Annotated in this window: 20 protein-coding genes; 16 read left to right on the top strand and 4 right to left on the bottom strand. The window is 70.8% G+C overall.

Going from position 1 to position 19,806, the window contains the following annotated elements; genetic code table 11:
- The first annotated feature begins 125 nt into the window (after positions 1-125).
- The 3 genes from FVE25_RS09875 to FVE25_RS09865 all read left to right on the top strand — a co-directional run bounded on the left by FVE25_RS09875 (position 126) and on the right by FVE25_RS09865 (position 2,682).
- Positions 126-1,238, top strand: coding sequence for a sensor histidine kinase (locus FVE25_RS09875; RefSeq protein WP_246266860.1), 1,113 nt, complete (start codon positions 126-128; stop codon positions 1,236-1,238).
- Positions 1,239-1,524: 286 nt separating this feature from the next.
- Positions 1,525-1,824, top strand: a complete 300-nt coding sequence (locus tag FVE25_RS09870) for a DUF4193 domain-containing protein (RefSeq protein ID WP_090929286.1) — start codon at positions 1,525-1,527, stop codon at positions 1,822-1,824.
- 12 nt (positions 1,825-1,836) lie between these two features.
- The gene (locus FVE25_RS09865) at positions 1,837-2,682 is read left to right on the top strand and encodes a hypothetical protein (RefSeq protein WP_246266858.1); all 846 of its coding nucleotides are present in this window, start codon (positions 1,837-1,839) and stop codon (positions 2,680-2,682) included.
- A gap of 3 nt (positions 2,683-2,685) precedes the next feature.
- Here the strand turns inward: FVE25_RS09865 and FVE25_RS09860 are convergent, their stop codons facing one another.
- Genes FVE25_RS09860 through paaI form a run of 3 tightly spaced genes read right to left on the bottom strand, consistent with a single transcriptional unit; the run spans position 2,686 to position 4,957 of the window.
- A complete protein-coding gene (locus tag FVE25_RS09860) occupies positions 2,686-3,273 on the bottom strand; it encodes a TetR/AcrR family transcriptional regulator (RefSeq protein ID WP_157246104.1) in 588 nt (195 codons plus the stop codon).
- Positions 3,274-3,281: 8 nt separating this feature from the next.
- Entirely contained in the window at positions 3,282-4,574 is a 1,293-nt protein-coding gene (gene paaK, locus FVE25_RS09855) for a phenylacetate--CoA ligase PaaK (protein WP_157246103.1), read from the bottom strand.
- Positions 4,571-4,957, bottom strand: a complete 387-nt coding sequence (gene paaI, locus FVE25_RS09850; protein WP_157246615.1) for a hydroxyphenylacetyl-CoA thioesterase PaaI — start codon at positions 4,955-4,957, stop codon at positions 4,571-4,573. The genes paaK and paaI overlap by 4 nt, the downstream gene beginning before the upstream one ends.
- Before the next feature lie 98 nt (positions 4,958-5,055).
- Here paaI and paaN point away from each other — a divergent pair, with 98 nt between their 5' ends.
- The 12 genes from paaN (at position 5,056) to FVE25_RS09790 (ending at position 16,956) form a co-directional block, all read left to right on the top strand.
- A complete protein-coding gene (gene paaN / locus FVE25_RS09845; RefSeq protein WP_157246102.1) occupies positions 5,056-6,702 on the top strand; it encodes a phenylacetic acid degradation protein PaaN in 1,647 nt (548 codons plus the stop codon).
- 77 nt (positions 6,703-6,779) lie between these two features.
- A complete protein-coding gene (locus FVE25_RS09840; RefSeq protein WP_157246101.1) occupies positions 6,780-8,174 on the top strand; it encodes a thiolase family protein in 1,395 nt (464 codons plus the stop codon).
- On the top strand, positions 8,171-8,914 hold the full coding sequence (locus tag FVE25_RS09835) for an enoyl-CoA hydratase/isomerase family protein (RefSeq protein ID WP_219825411.1): 744 nt from the start codon (positions 8,171-8,173) through the stop codon (positions 8,912-8,914). Before FVE25_RS09840 ends, FVE25_RS09835 begins: the two co-directional genes overlap by 4 nt.
- Positions 8,911-9,750, top strand: coding sequence for a 3-hydroxyacyl-CoA dehydrogenase family protein (locus FVE25_RS09830; protein ID WP_281367836.1), 840 nt, complete (start codon positions 8,911-8,913; stop codon positions 9,748-9,750). The genes FVE25_RS09835 and FVE25_RS09830 overlap by 4 nt, the downstream gene beginning before the upstream one ends.
- The gene (gene paaA, locus FVE25_RS09825) at positions 9,747-10,661 is read left to right on the top strand and encodes a 1,2-phenylacetyl-CoA epoxidase subunit PaaA (RefSeq protein WP_246266856.1); all 915 of its coding nucleotides are present in this window, start codon (positions 9,747-9,749) and stop codon (positions 10,659-10,661) included. Before FVE25_RS09830 ends, paaA begins: the two co-directional genes overlap by 4 nt.
- Positions 10,661-10,930: a 1,2-phenylacetyl-CoA epoxidase subunit PaaB gene (gene paaB, locus FVE25_RS09820; protein WP_157246613.1), complete on the top strand. Its 270-nt coding sequence runs from the start codon at positions 10,661-10,663 to the stop codon at positions 10,928-10,930. Before paaA ends, paaB begins: the two co-directional genes overlap by 1 nt.
- On the top strand, positions 10,927-11,577 hold the full coding sequence (gene paaC, locus FVE25_RS09815) for a 1,2-phenylacetyl-CoA epoxidase subunit PaaC (RefSeq protein WP_157246098.1): 651 nt from the start codon (positions 10,927-10,929) through the stop codon (positions 11,575-11,577). Before paaB ends, paaC begins: the two co-directional genes overlap by 4 nt.
- Positions 11,571-12,032, top strand: coding sequence for a 1,2-phenylacetyl-CoA epoxidase subunit PaaD (gene paaD, locus FVE25_RS09810; RefSeq protein WP_157246097.1), 462 nt, complete (start codon positions 11,571-11,573; stop codon positions 12,030-12,032). The genes paaC and paaD overlap by 7 nt, the downstream gene beginning before the upstream one ends.
- A gap of 1 nt (position 12,033) precedes the next feature.
- Positions 12,034-13,038 (top strand): 2Fe-2S iron-sulfur cluster-binding protein, encoded by a 1,005-nt coding sequence (locus FVE25_RS09805; protein WP_157246096.1) that lies wholly within the window; start codon positions 12,034-12,036, stop codon positions 13,036-13,038.
- Positions 13,039-13,094: 56 nt separating this feature from the next.
- Positions 13,095-14,042: an MBL fold metallo-hydrolase gene (locus FVE25_RS09800; protein ID WP_157246095.1), complete on the top strand. Its 948-nt coding sequence runs from the start codon at positions 13,095-13,097 to the stop codon at positions 14,040-14,042.
- Entirely contained in the window at positions 14,021-15,547 is a 1,527-nt protein-coding gene (locus tag FVE25_RS09795; RefSeq protein ID WP_157246094.1) for an FAD-dependent monooxygenase, read from the top strand. The genes FVE25_RS09800 and FVE25_RS09795 overlap by 22 nt, the downstream gene beginning before the upstream one ends.
- Before the next feature lie 23 nt (positions 15,548-15,570).
- Positions 15,571-16,956, top strand: a complete 1,386-nt coding sequence (locus FVE25_RS09790; protein ID WP_181019515.1) for an alpha,alpha-trehalose-phosphate synthase (UDP-forming) — start codon at positions 15,571-15,573, stop codon at positions 16,954-16,956.
- Here FVE25_RS09790 and FVE25_RS09785 read toward each other — a convergent pair.
- A complete protein-coding gene (locus FVE25_RS09785) occupies positions 16,937-17,215 on the bottom strand; it encodes a DUF4235 domain-containing protein (RefSeq protein ID WP_157246092.1) in 279 nt (92 codons plus the stop codon). The two genes, FVE25_RS09790 and FVE25_RS09785, sit on opposite strands and share 20 nt — an antisense overlap.
- Positions 17,216-17,294: 79 nt before the next feature.
- On the opposite strand from FVE25_RS09785, the gene valS reads away from it, so the two are divergent.
- The gene (gene valS, locus FVE25_RS09780) at positions 17,295-19,805 is read left to right on the top strand and encodes a valine--tRNA ligase (RefSeq protein ID WP_246266853.1); all 2,511 of its coding nucleotides are present in this window, start codon (positions 17,295-17,297) and stop codon (positions 19,803-19,805) included.
- Position 19,806 lies beyond the last annotated feature (1 nt).

Raw genomic sequence — 19,806 nt, 5'->3', positions numbered from 1 at the left:
CTGCGGGCAAGCAGGCGCCACCGCCGAGCGGGCCGCCTGTGTGGGACGGGCCGCCGCCTCCTGCGGACAGCAGGCGGGAGACTTCTCCCATGGGAAGGATCCTGGAGCTGCCCGGCAAGGTGAGCGTGCGCTGGCGACTCACGATTTCCTACGGCGCCATGGTTTTCACGAGCGCGGCCATCCTGCTGGTGCTGCTCTACATCATCGTCGGCAACTCGATCGACGGGGCGTGGATCCCCTTGGACACCAGCCGGGTCGACCCTTACGACGCGGCCATCATCGAGGCCAAATGGCAGGCCGCGCGAGAGCTCACCGTGTCGAGTGCCCGCGAGGCCCTGCTGCAGAGCTCCATCATGTCGCTCGTGGGCGTGGGCATCTTCTCCCTGATCATCGGTTACTTCGTGGCCGACCGGGCGCTGCGCCCCGTCGCCAAGATGACCGCCACGGCGCGCAAGCTGTCCGAGAGCACGCTCGCCCACCAGCGCATCGACCTTCAGGGCCCCAACGACGAGCTGAAGGAGCTGGCCGACACCTTCGACGACATGCTGACCAGGCTCAACGTGGCCTTCGACACCCAGCGGCGCTTCGTGGCCAACGCCTCGCACGAGCTGCGCACGCCGCTGACCATCAACAGGACGGTCCTGGAGATCGCCCTGGGCGACCCGGTCGCTTCGGAGGATCTGAAGACGCTGGGCCGTACCCTCCTCGAAGTCAACGCGCGCAACGAGAAACTCATCGAGGGCCTGCTGCTGCTCGCCAGGAGCGAACGCGAACTGGCGGTGCGCAAGCCGATCGACATCAGGGACGTCGCCCAGACCGCTGTGGAACAGGTGACGCCTTTCGCCGATGAACACGGTGTGACCATCACCACCGAGCTCAAATCCGCCGGCACCGTGGGTGATCCCGTGTTGCTGGAGCGGTGTGTGAGCAACCTCCTCGAGAACGCGGTCAAGTACAACCTTCCCGATAACGGAAAAGTCTGGATCCGGACGGGAATGGTAGACGGGGCCTTGGTTGTTCAGGTGGCCAACACCGGGCAACATGTCCCGGCGTACGAGGTGAACAGCCTGTTCGAACCGTTCAGGAGGCTCCATGCGGACCGTGTGGAATCGGCGAAGGGGGCGGGACTCGGGCTGTCCATCGTCCGTGCCGTGGTTCAGGCGCATGGCGGAAACGTCGCCGCCGTTCCACGGGACGGTGGGGGACTTGTCGTGACCATTCGGCTTCCTGGTCGTTGATCCGGCGTGTTGATCTACCGGCGGCGTCTCGTTCACGCCCCACATGTGGTTGGATGTGCCGTCGAACACGGTGGTGCAAGTCGCCAGGGCTGTGGGTTTCGCCATATTTGGCTAACCATTGCCCTTGGCAACAGGCCATGACGTGTTGGGAGGTTCGTCGACCACTTCCCGCGGGTATCCGTTGCAAAATTCCCCGCGCGGAACGGGCACAAGACGAACGTCCCGGACGTTGGAAGACGCGCGACAAGCACGAAGACATATAGATGAGGGGGATGGAGTAAGCACAATGGCTACCGACTACGACAGCCCGCGCAAGACCGACGACGACCTGGGGGAGGACAGCCTCCAGGAACTCCAGGCGCGGCGCACGGACAAGTCGTCCGGCAGCATCGACATCGACGAGACCGACCTCGCCGAGTCGCTCGAACTGCCCGGTGCCGACCTGTCCAACGAGGAGCTCTCGCTGCGCGTGATCCCGCGGCAGGCCGACGAGTTCACGTGTTCACGCTGCTTCCTGGTGCACCACCGTAGCCAGCTGGCCTCCGAGCGGAACGGCCAGCAGGTCTGCCGGGAGTGCGCCGCCTAGTAGGGAGGCACCGTGGCTGCACCTGATAAGGAGAACGCCGAACCCGACAGGGAAGTCGGCGAGATCGTGGGCAAGCTCACCGCACCCGGTGAGCTCGAGCCGGCCGAGCGGCGCAAGCTGCTCGGCCGACTAGCCCAGTCTCTCGCGGCCGGCGCGAGGAAGGCCCGCAAGAGCGGCGGGAGCCGGGGTCGCTGGCTCGCCGACGTGTTCCTCAACATCGCGCCCCGCATCCCCATCAGGGACCTGCAGACTCTGTCCGAGCACCACCACGGCCTCACCGGCGAGCAACTCGCCGACGACCTCGTCCGGACGGCGCAGAAGGCCACCATGACCGTCGGCGCCATCGGCGGGGCACTGGCCGCCGCCGAGTTCGCCGCCCCACCCCTCCTTCTTTCCGCGCCGGCCCAGCTCGTCGCCGAGACGATCGTCGTGGCCGCCATCGAGGTCAAGCTCCTGGCCGAGCTGCACGAGGTCTACGGCGTCCGCGTCGAGGGCACCGGAACCCAGCGTGCCGTCGCCTTCACCACGGCGTGGGCCAGACAGCGTGGCATCGACCCCCTCGCGCCCGCGACCGTCACGCTCGCGCTCGGCGCCGCCACGAAGACCGCGCTGCGCAACCGCCTGCTCAAGGTCCTCGGCCGCCACCTGACCACCCTCGGCCCCTTCCTCACCGGCGCCGTCGCCGGAGGCGCGCTCAACCGCGCGGCCACCAAGAGGCTGGGCGAGGCCATCAGGAACGACCTGCGCGTCAAAGGCCCCCTGCCCGCGTCGGAGACCGACGCGCTGGACCCCGATCCCGGCCAACCCGGCCTTCCGGGTCCCTCGGGTCCTCCTGGTCCGAAATCCCTCGACCCCTGAGGCTCAGACGCGCAGACCGTCGAAGGTCATCTTCAGCAGCGCGTCGGCCAGGTCGTCCGCCGAGCCGCGGGCCGGCTGATACCACTCGGTGATCGAGTTCACGGTGCCGAACAACAGCCGCGTCACCAGCGCCGGATCCAGGTCGGGCCGGATCTCGCCGTCCGCGGCCGCCTCCTTCACCAGGTGGGCGATGAACCGGTCGAACTCGCGCCGCCGGTCCAGCGCCTGCTGCTCGGTCGGGCTGTTGCCGCGCACGCGCAGCAGCAAGGTCACGTACGGCAGGCGGTCGATCAGGATGCGGACGCTCTGCCGTACCACCCAGGCGAGGCGTTCGATCGCCGGGCCGGTGGTGGCGCAGGGGTCGGCCACCACCTCGAACAGCCCGTCGAGCGCCCGGTCCAGCGCCCGCGCGAGCAGTTGCTCCTTGCCCGGCACGTGGTAGTAGATCGCCGACTTGGTAACGCCGAGGGCGCGGGCGAGGTCTTCCATGCTGGTCCCGTCATAGCCGCGCTCGTTGAACACGCCCACGGCGATGGACAGCACGGACTCGGGGTCGTGCCCGCGCTTCCGCTGACGGGATGTTGTCGCCATATGACTCATTATTCCCGTCTGTCGATGACCCGCTTGAGCTTGCCCACCGAGCGCTCCAGCGTCTCCGGGTCCACGACCTCCACCTCGACGCTCACGCCGACGGTGTCCTTGACCGTCCGGGCCAGGGCGGCCGCGGCCGCGTCGCGGTCCTCGGCGCCGGGGCGGGCCTCGACCCGGACGGTCATCACGTCCAGCCGCTCCGGCCGGGTCAGGTGGAGCTGGAAGTGCGGGGACAGGCCGGGGGTGCGCAGCACGATCTCCTCGATCTGCGTCGGGAAGACGTTCACGCCGCGCAGGATGATCATGTCGTCGGTGCGCCCGGTCACCTTCTCCATCCGCCGGAACGCCGGGCGCGCGGTGCCCGGCAGCAGCCGGGTCAGGTCGCGGGTGCGGTAGCGGATGATCGGCAGCGCCTCCTTGGTCAGCGAGGTGAAGACCAGCTCGCCCGACTCGGCCGGCGCGCCCGTGAACGGGTCGACGGTCTCGGGGTAGAAGTGGTCCTCCCAGACGTGCAGGCCGTCCTTGGTCTCCACGCACTCCTGGGCGACGCCGGGGCCCATCACCTCCGACAGGCCGTAGATGTCGACGGCGTGCAGGTCGAAGCGCTCCTCGATCTCGCGGCGCATCTCCTCGGTCCACGGCTCGGCGCCGAAGATGCCCACCTCGAGCGAGCTGGCGCGCGGGTCGAGCCCCTGCGCCTCGAACTCGTCGAGAAGGGCCAGCATGTACGACGGGGTCACCATGATGACCGCGGGCCGGAAGTCGGTGATGAGCTGGATCTGCCGGGGCGTCATGCCGCCGGAGACCGGCACCACCGTGCAGCCGAGCCGCTCGGCGCCGTAGTGGGCGCCCAGGCCGCCGGTGAACAGGCCGTAGCCGTAGGCCACGTGCACGATCTGACCGGGACGCCCGCCGGCGGCGCGGATCGAACGGGCCATGACGTCCGACCAGATCTCGATGTCGCGCCGGGTGTAGCCGACGACGGTGGGCTTGCCGGTGGTGCCGCTGGAGGCGTGGACGCGGGCGACCTCCTCGCGGGGCACGGCGAACATGCCGAAGGGGTAGTTGTCGCGCAGGTCCTGCTTGGTGGTGAAGGGGAAGCGGGGGAGGTCGTCCAGTTCCTTGCAGTCGTTCGGGTGAATCCCGATTGCGTCGAACTTAGCGCGATAAAACGGCACGTTCTGGTAGGCGTGGTGGAGCGTCCACTGCAGCCGCTCCAACTGGAGCGCGGCCAGCTCGTCGCGCGAGACGCGCTCGACCGGATCGAGCGTCTGCGGCGCCGGAGGTTCACCGTGTCTCATGGGGATCCCGTCCCATTCTTGAGTTCTCTGCTCCGGCCGCGGAACTCCGCGACCACCCGGCCGTCGGCGGCCCTCACGGTGATGTCGTAGATACCGCTGCGGCCGTAACGGGTGCGTTCCCCCGCCTCGGCGGTCAGCACGTCGCCGGCGCGGGCCGGGGCCACGAAGGTGATCTCGGCGCCGGCCGCCACCGTCACCGGGCCGTAGGTGTTGCACGCGCAGGCGAAGGCGGTGTCGGCCAGCAGGAAGACGTACCCGCCGTGACACAGGCCGTGCCCGTTGACCATCTGCCCGGTCACCGCCATCCGGCAGACGGCCCGCCCTTCGGCCAGGTCGAGCAGCTCGATGCCGAGCGCGGTGGAGGCGGTGTCGGAGGCGAGCATGCGACGCGCGCTTTCCAACGGAAGTCTCCCTTGTCAACTGACCGAATGTTCGGTAAACACTTCACCGTCCGGCGGATCCCTGTCAAGAGAGGGACATCATGTTCGAGCAGAACCGCGAGACCCTGGACCAGGCGCTCTCCGCGATCTCGGAGCGCGGCTACTGGAGCGCCTACCCCGAGTCGCCGAGCCCCCGCGTCTACGGAGAGGGCGCCGCCGAGCGGGGCAAGGAAGCCTTCGAGGCATATCTCGGTCAACCTTTCCCCACCGACCAGCCGTCATCCGGTGACCGGGTCGGCGCGGAACGCTCGCCGTACGGCATCGACCTGGGCGTCACCTACCCGCGGCCGGACGTCGCCACACTGGTCGCCGCCGCGAAGGCGGCACTGCCCGCCTGGCGCGACGCCGGGCCCGCCGCGCGCGCCCTGGCCTGCGTGGAAATCGTCAACCGGATCAACAAGCGCTCCTTCGAGATCGCCAACGCCGTCCAGCACACGAGCGGGCAGGCGTTCGTCATGGCCTTCCAGGCCGGCGGCCCGCACGCCCAGGACCGCGCGCTCGAGGCCATCGCGTACGGCTACGCCGCCATGAACGTCTCCGGGCAGGCGGCGCGCTGGGAGAAGCCGGCCAAGGGCGACCCGCTGGTCATGGAGAAGACGTTCACCGTGGTGCCCCGCGGCGTCGGCCTGGTGATCGGCTGCAACACCTTCCCCACCTGGAACTCCTACCCGGGGCTGTTCGCCTCGCTGGTCACCGGCAACCCGGTCATCGTCAAGCCGCACGAGCGGGCCGTCCTGCCGCTGGCCATCACGGTCCAGATCGCCCGCGAGGTGCTGGCCGAGGCCGGGTACGACGCCAACCTGGTGCAGCTCGCCGTGGAGGAGGGCAGGGGCCTGGCCACCGAGCTGGCCACGCATCCGGACGTGCGCATCGTCGACTTCACCGGCTCCACCGCCTACGGCGACTGGCTGGAGGCCAACGCCCGCCAGGCGCTCGTCCACACCGAGAAGGCCGGGCTCAACACCGTCGTCATCGACTCCACGGACTCCTACAAGGGCATGCTCGGCAACCTCGCCTTCTCCCTGGCCCTCTACAGCGGCCAGATGTGCACCGCGCCGCAGAACATCCTCGTCCCGGCCGGCGGCATCGACACCGACGAGGGGCACAAGAGCGTCGACGAGGTGGCCGCCGGGCTCGCCGGGGCCGTCGGCAGGCTGCTCGGCGACGAGTCCCGGGCGGTCGAACTGACCGGGGCGCTGGCCAACCCCGACGTGCTGGCCCGCGTGGAGGCCGCGCCCGGGCTGGGCGAGGTCGTGCTGGAGTCCCGGGCGATCAAGCACCCCTCCTTCCCCGAGGCGACCGTGCGCACTCCCGTCATCGTCCGGGTGGACCCCGCCCGCGCCGACGTCTACACCAAGGAGCACTTCGGCCCGATCTCCCTGATCATCCCCGTGGAGTCCACCGAGGCCGCGCTCGACCTGCTGCGCGAGACCGTCTCGGCCCACGGCGCGCTGACCGCCTCCGTCTACTCCACGTCGGAGGACGTGCTGGCGCGGGCCGGGAAGGCGGCTCTGGACGCGGGGGTGAACCTGTCGTGCAACCTCACCGGCGGCGTGTTCGTCAACCAGTCGGCCGCCTTCAGCGACTTCCACGGCTCAGGCGCCAACCCGGCCGCCACCGCCTCCCTGACCGACCCCGGCTACGTGGCCGGGCGCTTCCACGTCGTCCAGTCCCGCAGGCACGCCTGACCTTCCGCCTGGCGGAATGCCGGTGATGACCGTTTTGGGGGCTTGAAGGTAGAGGTGTCGGCGGCGAAAGGAGAAAGATGAACGAGGTCTTCCTGGTCGGCGGGGCACGCACGCCCATGGGCCGCTACGGCGGCGTTCTCGCGGGCGTGCGCCCCGACGACCTGGCCGCCCTGGTCGTCGCCGAGGCGGTACGGCGCGGCGGCCTCGACCCCGCGGCCGTGGACGAGGTCATCCTGGGCGCCGCCAACCAGGCGGGCGAGGACAACCGGAACGTGGCCAGGATGGCCGTCCTGCTGTCCGGGCTGCCCTCCACCGTGCCCGGGTACACCGTCAACCGGCTGTGCGCCTCCGGGCTGACGGCCGTGATCTCGGCGGCGCAAGCCGTACGGGCCGGGGAGGCCGACCTGGTGGTGGCCGGTGGGGTCGAGTCGATGACGCGGGCCCCGTGGGTGATGGCCAAGCCCGGCACCCCGTGGGCCAAGCCCGGTGAGGTGGCCGACACCTCGCTGGGCTGGCGGCTGGTCAACCCGCGTTTCTCCCGGCCGGCGACCCTGTCGATGGGGCAGACGGCCGAGGAGGTGGCGGCGCTGGACGGGATCACCCGGGAGGAGTCGGACGCCTGGGCCCTGCGCTCGCACGAACGGGCGGTGGCGGCCACCAAGGACGGCCGCTTCGCCCCGGAAATCGTCGGAGTCCCGGTAAGCGGCAAACGCAAACCCACCGGAAACCCCGCCCCCGCCACCCCCACCGGCCTTTCCACGACCGGGGATCGGGCCTCCGCAACCGGCTCGGGTACCTCCGCAACCGAGTCCGGCACCTCTGCAACCGGCTCCGGGACCTCCGTAACCGGCTCCGGTACGCCCGTAACCGGCTCCGGGGCCCCCTTTGCCGTCTCCCCCGGGGTTTCCCCTGCCTCCCCCGGTGCCGAGGAGGCCGTCGTCCTGGACGAGGGGCCGCGGGCGGACACGACGTTGGAGCGGCTGGGGCGACTTAAGACGATATTTCGGGATCAGGGCATCGTGACCGCCGGGTCCTCGTCGCCCCTGTCCGATGGTGCCGCGGCCGTGGTGGTGGCCAGTGCGGCGGCCGTCGAGAGGTACGGGCTGACGCCGCGGGCCAGGATCGTCACCGGCGCCTCCGCCGGGGTGGAGCCGCACCTCATGGGGCTCGGGCCGGTTCCGGCCACCCAGAAGGCGCTCGCCAGGGCCGGGTGGACGGGGGTGGACACCGTGGAGATCAACGAGGCGTTCGCGCCCCAGGTGCTGGCCTGCGTGCGGCGGCTCGGGCTCGACCCGGAGACGGTCAACGCCGACGGCGGGGCCATCGCCCTGGGGCATCCGCTGGGGTGTTCCGGCGCGCGGCTGGTGGTGACGCTGCTGGGCCGCATGGAGCGCGAGGGCACCGGGCGCGGGCTGGCCGCGTTGTGCGTGGGCGTCGGCCAGGGGGTCGCGATGCTGGTGGAGCGCCTGTGAACACGCTCCTGGTCGAGGAGAAGCCGGACCGGGTCGTGGTGCGCCTGCACCGGCCCGAGGCGCGCAACGCGATCGACGCCGAGATGGTCGGCGACCTGCACGCGGTCTGCGGGCTGCTGGAACGCGACCCCAGGCCGTTGCTGCTGACCGGCGGCGACGGCGTCTTCGCGGCCGGCGCGGACATCGGCGAGCTGCTGCGGCGCGGGCGGGAGCAGGCGCTGCAGGGGATCAACAGCACGGTGTTCGAGCGGATCCGGAGGCTGCCGATGCCGACCGTGGCCGCCGTGGACGGGCACGCGCTCGGCGGCGGCGCCGAGCTGGCCTACGCCTGTGACATCCGGCTGGCCAGCACCCGGGCGCGGTTCGGCAACCCGGAGCCCCACCTGGGGATCATCGCCGGGGCCGGGGCGTGCTGGCGGCTGCGCGAGCTGGTCGGGGAGCCGCTGGCCAAGCTGGTCCTGCTGGCGGGGCACACGATCGAGGCGCCGGAGGCGCTGGCCTCCCGGCTGGTGGCGGCGCTGCACGAGCCGGGGGAACTGGAGGCGGCGGCCCACCGGCTGATCGACCGGATGGCCGCGGTCTCCCCGGTGGCGCTCCGGCTGACGAAGCTCGTGCTGGACGCGCCGCCGTCCGCGCATCCCGTGGCCGATCACCTGGCGCAGGCGGTGCTGTTCGAGGACTCCGACAAAGAAGCCCGGATGCGGAAATTTCTGGATCGTAAGAGGAAGGACACCCCGTGACGCACCCACCCGCGGTCGCGGTCGTCGGCGGCGGCCGCATGGGCTCCGGCATCGCCCAGGTCTTCCTCCTGGCCGGCGCCGAGGTCACCGTACAGGAGCCCGAGGCGCAGGCCGCGCACGCCCGCATCGCCAAGGGGCTGGCCGTCGCCGAGGCCAAGGCGCGCGAGCCCGGCCTGGCCGCGCGGGCGCTGGAGCGGCTGACCATGGCGCCGGTGCCCGCAGGGGTGGACCTGGTCGTGGAGGCCGTGCCCGAGGACCCCAAGCTCAAGGTCGAGGTGCTGGCCGAGGCCGAAGAAAGGGCGGGGGAGCGGGCGGTGATCGCCAGCAACACGAGCTCGTTGTCGATCACCGAGCTCTCGGCGGGGCTGGCCCGGCCGGAGCGCCTGGTCGGGCTGCACTTCTTCAACCCCGTGCCCGTGCAGGAACTGGTCGAGATCGTCGTCACCCCGGCCACGCCGGATGCGGTGCTGGAGACGGCCAAGGGCTGGGTGGAGCTGATCGGCAAGACGGGCGTGGTGGTCAACGACTCGCCCGGGTTCGCCTCCAGCCGCCTGGGGGTGCTGCTCGGGCTGGAGGCCATGCGGATGGTCGAGGAGGGCGTCGCCTCGCCCGAGGACATCGACACCGCCATGGAGCTCGGCTACCGGCACCCGATGGGGCCGATCAAGCTGGGCGACCTCGTGGGCCTCGACGTGCGGCTGGCCATCGCCGAATACCTGCACGGCAAGCTCGGCGACCGGTTCGCGCCGCCCCGGATCCTGCGGGAGAAGGTGGCCGCCGGAGAACTCGGCCGCAAGACGGGGAAAGGGTTCTATACATGGGAGGAGGCACCATGAGCGCGACATTTGACGACATCATCGATGCCGACGAGCGGATCGAGCCCCGCGACGACATGCCCGACGCCTACCGCAGGACGCTGATCCGCCAGATCGCCCAGCACGCGCACTCCGAGATCATCGGCATGCAGCCGGAAGGCAGCTGGATCACCCGGGCGCCCTCCCTCAAGCGCAAGGCGATCCTGCTGGCCAAGGTGCAGGACGAGGCGGGACACGGCCTCTATCTGTACGGCGCCGCCGAAACGCTCGGCGTCAGCCGGGACGAGCTGCTGGACGCGCTGCACGAGGGCCGCCAGCGCTACTCCTCCATCTTCAACTACCCCACGCCCACCTGGGCCGACATGGGCGCGATCGGCTGGCTGGTGGACGGCGCCGCCATCGTCAACCAGGTGCCGCTGTGCCGGTGCTCCTACGGCCCGTACGCGCGGGCGATGGTCCGGATCTGCAAGGAGGAGAGCTTCCACCAGCGCCAGGGCTACGAGCTGCTGTACACGCTGGCCCACGGCACCCCGGCGCAGAAGCGGATGGCGCAGGAGGCGGTGGACCGGTGGTGGTGGCCCTCCCTGATGATGTTCGGCCCGCCCGACGGCGAGTCGACGCACTCGGCGCAGTCGATGGCCTGGAAGATCAAGCGGCACTCCAACGACGAGCTGCGCCAGCGCTTCATCGACATGGCGGTGCCGCAGGCGGAGATCCTCGGCCTCACCCTTCCCGATCCGGATCTGCGCTGGAACCCCGGGCGCGGGCACTACGACCACGGGGAGATCGACTGGAGCGAGTTCAAGCGGGTCCTGGCCGGGGACGGCCCGATGAACGCCCAGCGCATGGCCCATCGGCGCCGGGCCCACGAGGACGGCGCCTGGGTCCGGGAGGCCGCCTCCGCGTACGCCGCCCGTGAGGAGGTGGCGTGATGTTGTGGGAGGTGTTCGTCCGGCCCAGGAGGGGCCTGTCGCACGTGCACGCGGGCAGCCTGCACGCCGAGGACGCCGAGCTGGCGTTGCGGCACGCCAGGGACCTCTACACCCGCAGGCAGGAGGGCGTCAGCATCTGGGTGGTCCCGGCCGCCGAGATCACGGCGTCGTCGCCGGACGAGAAGGACGCGTTCTTCGACCCGGCGGGCGGCAAGCCGTACCGGCATCCGACCTTCTACGAGCTGCCCGAGGGGGTGAAGCACCTGTGAACCCCCTGGAGATCGGCGACGACTGCCTCGTGCTGGCCCAGCGGCTGGCCGAATGGGTGACCAGGGCCCCCACGCTGGAGGAGGACGTCGCCCTGGCCAACCTCTCGCTCGACCTGCTCGGCCAGGCCAGGGCGCTGCTGTCCAGGGCCGGGAACGAGGACGAGCTGGCCTACCTGCGCGAGCCCGGGCAGTTCCGCAACTGCCTGCTGACCGAGCAGCCCAACGGCGACTTCGCCCGCACGATCGTGCGCCACCTGTTCTACGCGGGCTTCCTGTACGAGATGTACCGCGCGCACCCCGAGGACGAGGTGGCCGCCAAGGGCGTGAAGGAGATCGCCTACCACCGTGACTACGCCGCCCTCTGGACCCGGCGCCTGGGCCTGGGCACCGAGGAGAGCCACCGCCGCATGACCGCCGCCCTGGACGCGCTCTGGCCGTTCACCGGCGAGCTGTTCGCCGCCGACCCCGGGCTCAGGGAGCCCTGGTCGGCGTTCGTGGAGACGACGCTGGCCGAGTCCGGCCTCGCCGTACCCCGGGAGGCGCGGCAGCGCGACGGCGGGCGCAGGGGCGAGCACACCCCGCACCTGAGCGAGCTGCTGGCCGAGATGCAGGCGCTGCACCGTGAGCACGCGGGCGCCACGTGGTGAGCCTGGAGGAGGCCAGGGCGCTGGCGGCGGCGGTGCCCGACCCCGAGCTGCCCGTGCTGACGCTGGGCGACCTGGGCATCGTGCGCGAGGTCAGGCGGGACGCCGGCGGCGGCCTCGAAGTGGTGATCACCCCCACGTACTCGGGCTGCCCGGCGATGGACGCCATCCGCGAGGACATCGGGAAGGCGCTGCCCGGCGCCAGGGTCGTCACCGTGCTCGCGCCGCCGTGGAGCACCGACTGGATCACCGATGAAGGCCGCCGCAAGCTCCGCGAGCACGGGCTCTCGCCGCCGCGCCGCACGGACGGCCCGGTCGCCCTCACGCTGGGCGTGCGCTGCCCGCGCTGCGGCTCGCCGCGCACGCGCCTGGTCAGCAGGTACGGCTCGACCGCCTGCAAGGCCATGTACGCCTGCCAGGAGTGCCTGGAGCCCTTCGACCACTTCAAGGAGATCTGACGTGAGCCGTTTCCGGCCGCTGACGGTCGCGGCCGTGGACCGGCTCACCGACGACGCCGTGGCCGTGACGTTCGCGCAGCGCCTGCCGTTCGTGCAGGGCCAGCACCTGACCGTGCGGATCTTCCTCGACGGTCTGGAGGTACGGCGCAGCTACTCGATCTGCTCCCCGGCCGGAGGCCCGCTGCGGATCGGGGTCAAGCGGCTGCCCGGCGGGGTGTTCTCCGAGTGGGCGACCTCCATGCTGAAGCCCGGCGACGTGGTGGAGGCGATGGCGCCCCTGGGCCGCTTCACCACCGCCCTGGACCCGGAGCGCGCCCGCCACCACCTGGCCGTCGCCGCCGGTTCCGGCATCACGCCCGTGCTGTCGCTGCTGGCCACCACGCTGGCGGTCGAGCCGCGCAGCCGCTTCACGCTCGTGTACGGCAATCGCACGGCCAGGGAGGTGATGTTCGCCGAGGAGCTGGCCGACCTCAAGGACTGCTACGGCGAGCGGCTGAACCTCCTGCACGTGCTCAGCCAGGAGCCCCAGGAGGCGCCCATCGCCAGCGGCCGCATCGACGCGGCCAAGCTGCGCACGCTGCTGCCCCTGCTGGGCGAGGCGGACGAGTACTACCTGTGCGGCCCGCTCGGGCTGGTCGAGACGGCCAGGGGGCTGCTGGAGGGGCGGCGGGTCCACTACGAGCTGTTTTACGCCGGTGAGCCGGTCTCGCGGCCGCATGCCGTACCGGATGGGGCGGTTTTCGACTTCACGCTGGACGGCCGCACCACGCGCGTGACGCTGGGCGCGGACGAGAGCCTGCTCGGCGCGGCGCTGCGGGTGCGAGCCGACGCGCCTTACGCGTGCCGGGGCGGCGTCTGCGGCACCTGCCGGGTGCGGGTGAGCCACGGGGAGGTGGTCATGGACCAGAACTACGCCCTGGAACCCGAGGAACTGGCGGCCGGATACCGGCTGGCCTGCCAGAGCCATCCGGTCACCGCGAACGTCACCGCGGACTTCGACGCCTGAGGTGAGCCGCGGGGCGGATCCGTTTTGCCCGCCCCGGTGGGGGACAGGTACCAGGCATGGCCAAGCCGTTCGCCTCCTCCGCCGATCTCGGCGAGAAGCAGCAGACCCTGGAAGTGCTGGCAGAGGGCGTCTACGCGCTCACGGCGGAGGGCGATCCGAACATCGGCGCCGTCGAGGGCGAGGACTTCCTGGTGTGCTTCGAGGCGCTGGCCACCCCGGTGGCCGCCCGCGAGTGGCTGGCCAGGCTGCGCGAGCACACCGCCAAGCCCGTGCGCTACCTGGTGCTCTCGCACTACCACGCGGTGCGGGTGCTGGGCGCCTCCGCCTTCGGCGCCGAGGTGATCGTGGCGCACGAGAAGACCCGCGAGCTCATCGCCGAGCGGGGCGAGCAGGACTGGGCCAGCGAGTACGGCAGGATGCCCCGGCTGTTCAAGGAGCCCGGCTCGATCCCGGGTCTGACCTGGCCGACGGCCACCTTCAGCGAGCGCTTCACCATCGACCTCGGCGGCGGCCGCGGCGATCTGGTGCTGGAGTACTGCGGGCGCGGCCACACCGAGGGCGACCTGGTCGCCTGGCTGCCCCAGCAGAAGATCATGTTCGCCGGTGACCTCGTCGAGTCGCAGGCCGCCCTGTACACCGGCGACGCCTTCCACCGCGACTGGTCCACCGGCACGCTCGACCGGGTCGCCGCCTTCGGCGCCGAGACGCTGGTGGGCGGCAGGGGCGCGGTGGCCAGGGGCAAGGAAGCGGTCGAGGCGGCCATCGCCCAGACCCGCGACTTCCTCGACGTGATGATCAGAGAGGTGAGCGGAGCGAGCACGCTCAAGGAGGCGTTCGAGCGCACCCACGCCGCGCTCGCGCCCGCCTACGGCCGCTGGCCGATCTTCGAGCACTGCCTGCCGTTCGACGTCTCGCGGCTGTGGGACGAACTGCACGGCATCGAGCGCCCGGTCATCTGGACCGCGGAGAGGGACCGTGACGTATGGGCAGCCCTGCAGTCATAGTCATCGGCGCCGGCCCGGTCGGCCAGACGGCGGCGCTGCTGCTGGCGCGCTGGGGCCTGCGGGTGCTGGTGCTCGACCAGCGTCCCCGGCGCGACGCGGAGGGGTCCAGGTCCATCTGCCAGCAGCGCGACGTGCTCGACCTGTGGTCGGCACTGGGCGTGCCCGAGGCGGCCGAGGAGGGCCTGACCTGGACCACCGCACGCACCTACTACCGCGACCGCGAGTTGTTCTCCTGGAGCTTCGACCTGCGCGGGCCGCTGCCGCCGTTCGTCAACCTCTCGCAGTCGCGCACCGAGGAACTGCTCGACGCCGCCATCGCCGCCCAGCCGCGCATCGAGGTGCGGTGGAACCACGAGGTCACCGACCTGGAGCAGGACGCCGGCGGGGTGACGGTGCGCTGTGGCGAGCGGGTGCTGCGCGCCCCCTACGTGCTGGCCTGCGCGGGCGGGCGCGCCTCCGGTGTACGGCGGGCGCTGGGCGTCACCTTCGACGGGCACTCCTTCGACGACCTGTTCCTCATCTGCGACATCCGGGCCGATCTGCCGGGGTGGGAGAACGTGCGCCGCTTCCACTTCGACCCGGAGTGGAACCCGGGGCGGCAGGTGCTCATCCATCCGTGCCCGGACTCGACGTACCGGATCGACTGGCAGGTCCCGCCCGACTATGACGCGACTTCAGATGATATTTCGCGAAAAATAAGGCAAATAGTCGGTGACCGGGAGTACACACTCGTGTGGCAGTCGGTCTACCGCTTCCACTCCCGGATCGCCTCCCGGATGCGGGTGGGCCGGGTGCTGCTGGCCGGTGACTGCGCCCACCTCGTCGCCCCGTTCGGCGCCCGCGGGCTCAACTCCGGCGTGCCCGACGCCGAGAACGCCGCCTGGAAACTGGCCGCCGTTCTGCACGGCTGGGCGCCCGAGGAGCTCCTGGAGACCTACCACGACGAACGTCACGCCGCCGCGCTGGAAAACCTGCAGGTCACCGGGGCGACCATGCGTTTCCTGGTGCCCGGCACCCCGGCCGGGCGGGCCCACCGGCGCGACGTGCTGGAGCGGGGCGCGGTGGAGGAGATCGACTCCGGGCGCTTCGCCGAGCCGTACTGGTACGTGGACTCCCCGCTCACCACGCCCGGCCGCCCCTTCGCCGGACGGCCGCCGAAGGGACAGAGCCCGCCTCCGGCGCCGGGGGTGATCCTGCCCGACTGCGGCATTCCGGGCGGACGGCTGCGAGAGTTGTGCCGCGCCGGTTTCCTGCTACTCCTGGGTGAAATGTGTGATTCAAGTTTGTTTGCCCGGATCTTGGGGAAGGTGACTACGGCGCCGCTCGCCGTTCGCGAGCTCGCGGAGATCGATGGGACCGGAGCCCTGACCGAAACGCTCGGTGCGGCGCCGGACGAGGCATGGCTCATCAGGCCTGACGCCCACATCGCCGCGATCATCCCCCACGCGGGGCCGGACGACGTGGCGGCCGCGCTGAGCCGCGCCCTGCGGCTCCGCGTACAGTGAGGCGTAGTGGGAGGGAATCCTTGGTGACCAGCCGTAGTTCGTTCCTGATCGTGGCGAACCGCCTGCCGGTGGACCGCACGGTAGGGCCTGACGGCGCGGCTGCGTGGCGGAGGAGCCCCGGCGGCCTGGTCACCGCCATCGCGCCCGTCATGCAACGCCGCCGCGGCGCCTGGCTCGGCTGGCACGGCGCCGCGGACGAGCTCCTCGAGCCCTTCCGCGACGACGGCATGAACCTCATCCCCGTCCCGCTCACCTCCGACGAGGTCGAGCTCTACTACGAGGGCTTCTCCAACTCCACCCTCTGGCCGCTCTACCACGACGTCGTCGTGCCGCCCATGATCGAGCGCGAGACGTGGGAGTCCTACCGGACCGTCAACGAGCGCTTCGCCGAGGCCGCCGCCGAAGTGGCGGAGAAGGGCGCGGTCGTCTGGGTGCAGGACTACCAGCTCCAGCTCGTGCCCGCCATGCTCCGCGCGCTGCGGCCGGACCTGCGCATCGGCTTCTTCCTGCACATCCCCTTCCCGCCCATAGAGCTGTTCTGGCGGCTGCCCTGGCGGCGCGAGCTGGTCGAAGGGCTGCTCGGGGCCGACCTGGTCGGCTTCCAATTGCCCGGCGGGGCGGCCAACTTCCGCATGCTGTGCAAGCGGCTGCTCGGCCTGCCGTACAAGAGCAACGAGATCTTCCTGGAGGACCGGGTCGTCACCACCCAGTCCTTCCCGATCTCCGTGGACTTCGCCGAGTTCGACACGCTCGTGCGCGAGCCGCACATCGTGCACCGGGCCAAGGAGATCAGGGTCGAGCTGGGCGACCCCGAGCACGTGCTGCTCGGCGTGGACCGCCTCGACTACACCAAGGGCATCGGCCAGCGGCTCGAAGCCTTCGGCGAGCTGCTGCGCGACGGCAGCGTCGCGCCGGGCGAGGCCGTCTTCGTGCAGATCGCCACGCCCAGCAGGGAACGCGTGGAGGAGTACCGGCGGCTGCGCGACGACATCGAGCTGCAGGTGGGGCGGATCAACGGCCAGTACTCCGTGCTGGGCGCGCAGCCGATCCAGTACTTCCACCAGTCCTACGACCGCGAGGAACTGGCCGCCCTCTACCTGGCCGCCGACATCATGATGGTGACGCCGCTGCGCGACGGGATGAACCTGGTGGCCAAGGAGTACGTCTCGTGTCACCACGACCTGCAGGGGGCGCTGGTGCTCAGCGAGTTCGCCGGAGCCGCCGCCGAGCTGCGCTCGGCCTTCCTGGTCAACCCCTACGACGTGGAGGGGGTCAAACGGCAGATGCTGGCCGCCATGGAGGCATCGCCCCACGAGGTGGCCCGGCGGATGCGCACCATGCGCCGCCGGGTGGCCACCTACGACGTGGACCGCTGGGCCAGCGAGTTTCTCACTGCATTGGAGTCTTGAGCGCCTTCCAGGCGTCATAACGCTTCTTCGCGGTCTTGTTGACCACGATCTGCGCCACGGACATGCCCACGCCCATCACCACCGCGTAGCCGATGGCCTCACCCATGCTGACCTCGGGGGACTCCGAGTCGAGCGGGGGCTCCTTGCCCGTCGCCTTGACCCAGACGAGCCCGAGCAGCTTCCTGGCCGCCCACGCCGTCACGAGCCCGATCAGGCCACCGATGATCCGCCACGCGACATCCGGCTTCTCGTCCGCCATGTTGATCACTCCTTCGCCTATGTAACGAACACTAGTCTCTAGCGTCTGCGAGCCGTGCGAAGCCGTACCATAAGGAGGCATGACTCAACAGCGACTACGCCATGCCGCCATGCCGGAGAAACCGACTCTCGACGGCCTGGAGCAGGTATGGGTAGCCCGCTGGGAGGACGAGGGCGTCTACCGCTTCGACCGCACCCGCGAGCGGTCGCAGATCTACTCGATCGACACCCCGCCGCCGACCGTCTCCGGCTCCCTGCACGTCGGTCACGTCTTCTCCTACACGCACACCGACATCATGGCCCGCTACAAGCGCATGACGGGCTACGAGGTGTTCTACCCGATCGGCTGGGACGACAACGGCCTGCCCACCGAGCGGCGCGTGCAGAACGTCTACGGCGTCCGCGGTGACGCCTCCCTGCCCTACGATCCGGACTTCGTTCCTCCGGACAAGCCGGGCAAGCGGGAGATCCCGGTCTCGCGGCGCAACTTCATCGAGCTGTGCCACAAGCTGACCGCGATCGACGAGCAGGCGTTCGAGGAGGTCTGGCGGCGCGTGGGCATGTCCTACGACTGGTCGCTGCTCTACACCACGATCGGCGACGCGTCCCGGACCGTCTCGCAGCGCGCCTTCCTGCGCAACCTCGCGCGGGGCGAGGCATACCTGGCCGAGGCGCCGACGCTGTGGGACGTCACCTTCCGCACCGCCGTGGCCCAGGCCGAGCTGGAGGACCGCGAGTGGCCGGGCGCCTTCCACCGCATCTCCTTCTACGGCGACCATGGGCCGGTCCACATCGAGACCACCCGGCCCGAGCTGATCCCGGCCTGCGTGGCGCTGGTGGCCCACCCCGACGACGAGCGCTACAAGCCGTTGTTCGGCACGAGCGTGCTCACGCCGCTGTTCGGCGTCGAGGTGCCGATCCTCGCCCACCACCTGGCCGAGATGGACAAGGGCTCCGGCATCGCGATGATCTGCACCTTCGGCGACGTCACCGACGTCACCTGGTGGCGCGAGCTCAACCTGCCCACCCGCTCGGTCATCGGCTGGGACGGTCGGCTGCTGCCCGAGCCGCCGGAGGGCGTGGAGGCCGAGCCGTACAAAGAGCTGGCGGGAAAGACGGTCCACAGCGCCCGCGAGCGGATCGTGGAGATGCTGCGCGAGTCCGGCGACCTCGACGGCGAGCCCAAACCGGTGCAGCGCACGGTCAAGTTCTACGAGCGCGGCGACAAGCCGCTGGAGATCGTCACCACCCGCCAGTGGTACATCAGGAACGGCGGGCGCGACCAGGCCCTGCGCGAGCGGCTGCTGGCGCGGGGGCGCGAGCTCACCTGGCATCCGCCGCACATGCGGGTGCGCTACGACAACTGGGTCGAAGGGCTCAACGGCGACTGGCTCATCTCCCGGCAGCGCTTCTACGGCGTGTCGTTCCCCGTCTGGTACAAACTCGACGGCACCGGCAACCGGCTGCACGACGAGCTGATCCTGCCCACCGAGGACATGCTGCCCGTGGACCCGTCCTCGGACGTGCCGCCCGGCTACACCGAGGACCAGCGCGGCGTGCCCGGCGGCTTCGCCGGTGACTCCGACATCATGGACACCTGGGCCACCTCCTCGCTCACGCCGCAGATCGCCGGCCGCTGGGGCAGCGACGACGACCTGTTCGAGCGCGTGTTCCCGATGGACCTGCGCGCGCAGTCCCACGAGATCATCCGCACCTGGTTGTTCGCCACGGTCACCCGCTCGCACCTGGAGTCCGGCGGCCTGCCATGGCGTGACACGGCCATCTCGGGGTGGATCCTCGACCCCGACCGCAAGAAGATGTCCAAGTCCAAGGGGAACGTCCTCACCCCGATGGACCTGCTGGAGCAGTACGGCTCCGACGCCGTGCGCTACTGGGCGGCCAACGGGCGCTACGGCGTGGACACCGCCTTCGACCCCGGCCAGCTCAAGGTGGGCAGGCGGCTGGCGATCAAGATCCTCAACGCGTCGAAGTTCGTGCTGTCCTTCGGCGCGACCGAGGGGACGGTCACCGAGCCGCTCGACCTCGGCATGCTGGCCGCGCTCGACGACGCGGTCCGCGAGGCCGGGCAGGCGCTCGAGGGCTACGACCACACCCGGGCGATCGAGGTCGCCGAACGCTTCTTCTGGACGTTCTGCGACGACTACCTGGAGCTGGTCAAGGCCCGCGCCTACGAGGGCGACGCCTCGGCCGTCGCGGCGCTGCGGCAGGCGCTGGAGACGCAGGTGCGGCTGTTCGCGCCCTTCCTGCCGTTCGTCACCGAAGAGGTGTGGTCGTGGTGGCGCGAGGGCTCGGTCCACCGCGCCCCCTGGCCCCGGCCCGGCTCCGCCACCGGCGACCCGGCCGTGCTGACCGTGGCCTCCGAGATCCTGGGCCGGGTCCGCAAGGCCAAGTCCGAGGCCAAGCTCTCGATGCGCGCCGAGGTCGCCCGCCTGACCGTCTCCGGCCCCGAGGCCGACCTGGTACGGCTGGCCCAGGACGACCTCTGCGGCGCGGGAAACGTCGAGGAGTTCGTCCTGGGGCCCGGTGCGGAGCTGACCGTCGAGGTCACGCTGGAGGGCTCACCGCAGTAGC

Source organism: Nonomuraea typhae, assembly GCF_009760925.1.
Classification (GTDB): domain Bacteria; phylum Actinomycetota; class Actinomycetes; order Streptosporangiales; family Streptosporangiaceae; genus Nonomuraea; species Nonomuraea typhae.
This window is presented reverse-complemented; position numbering and strand designations above follow the sequence as displayed.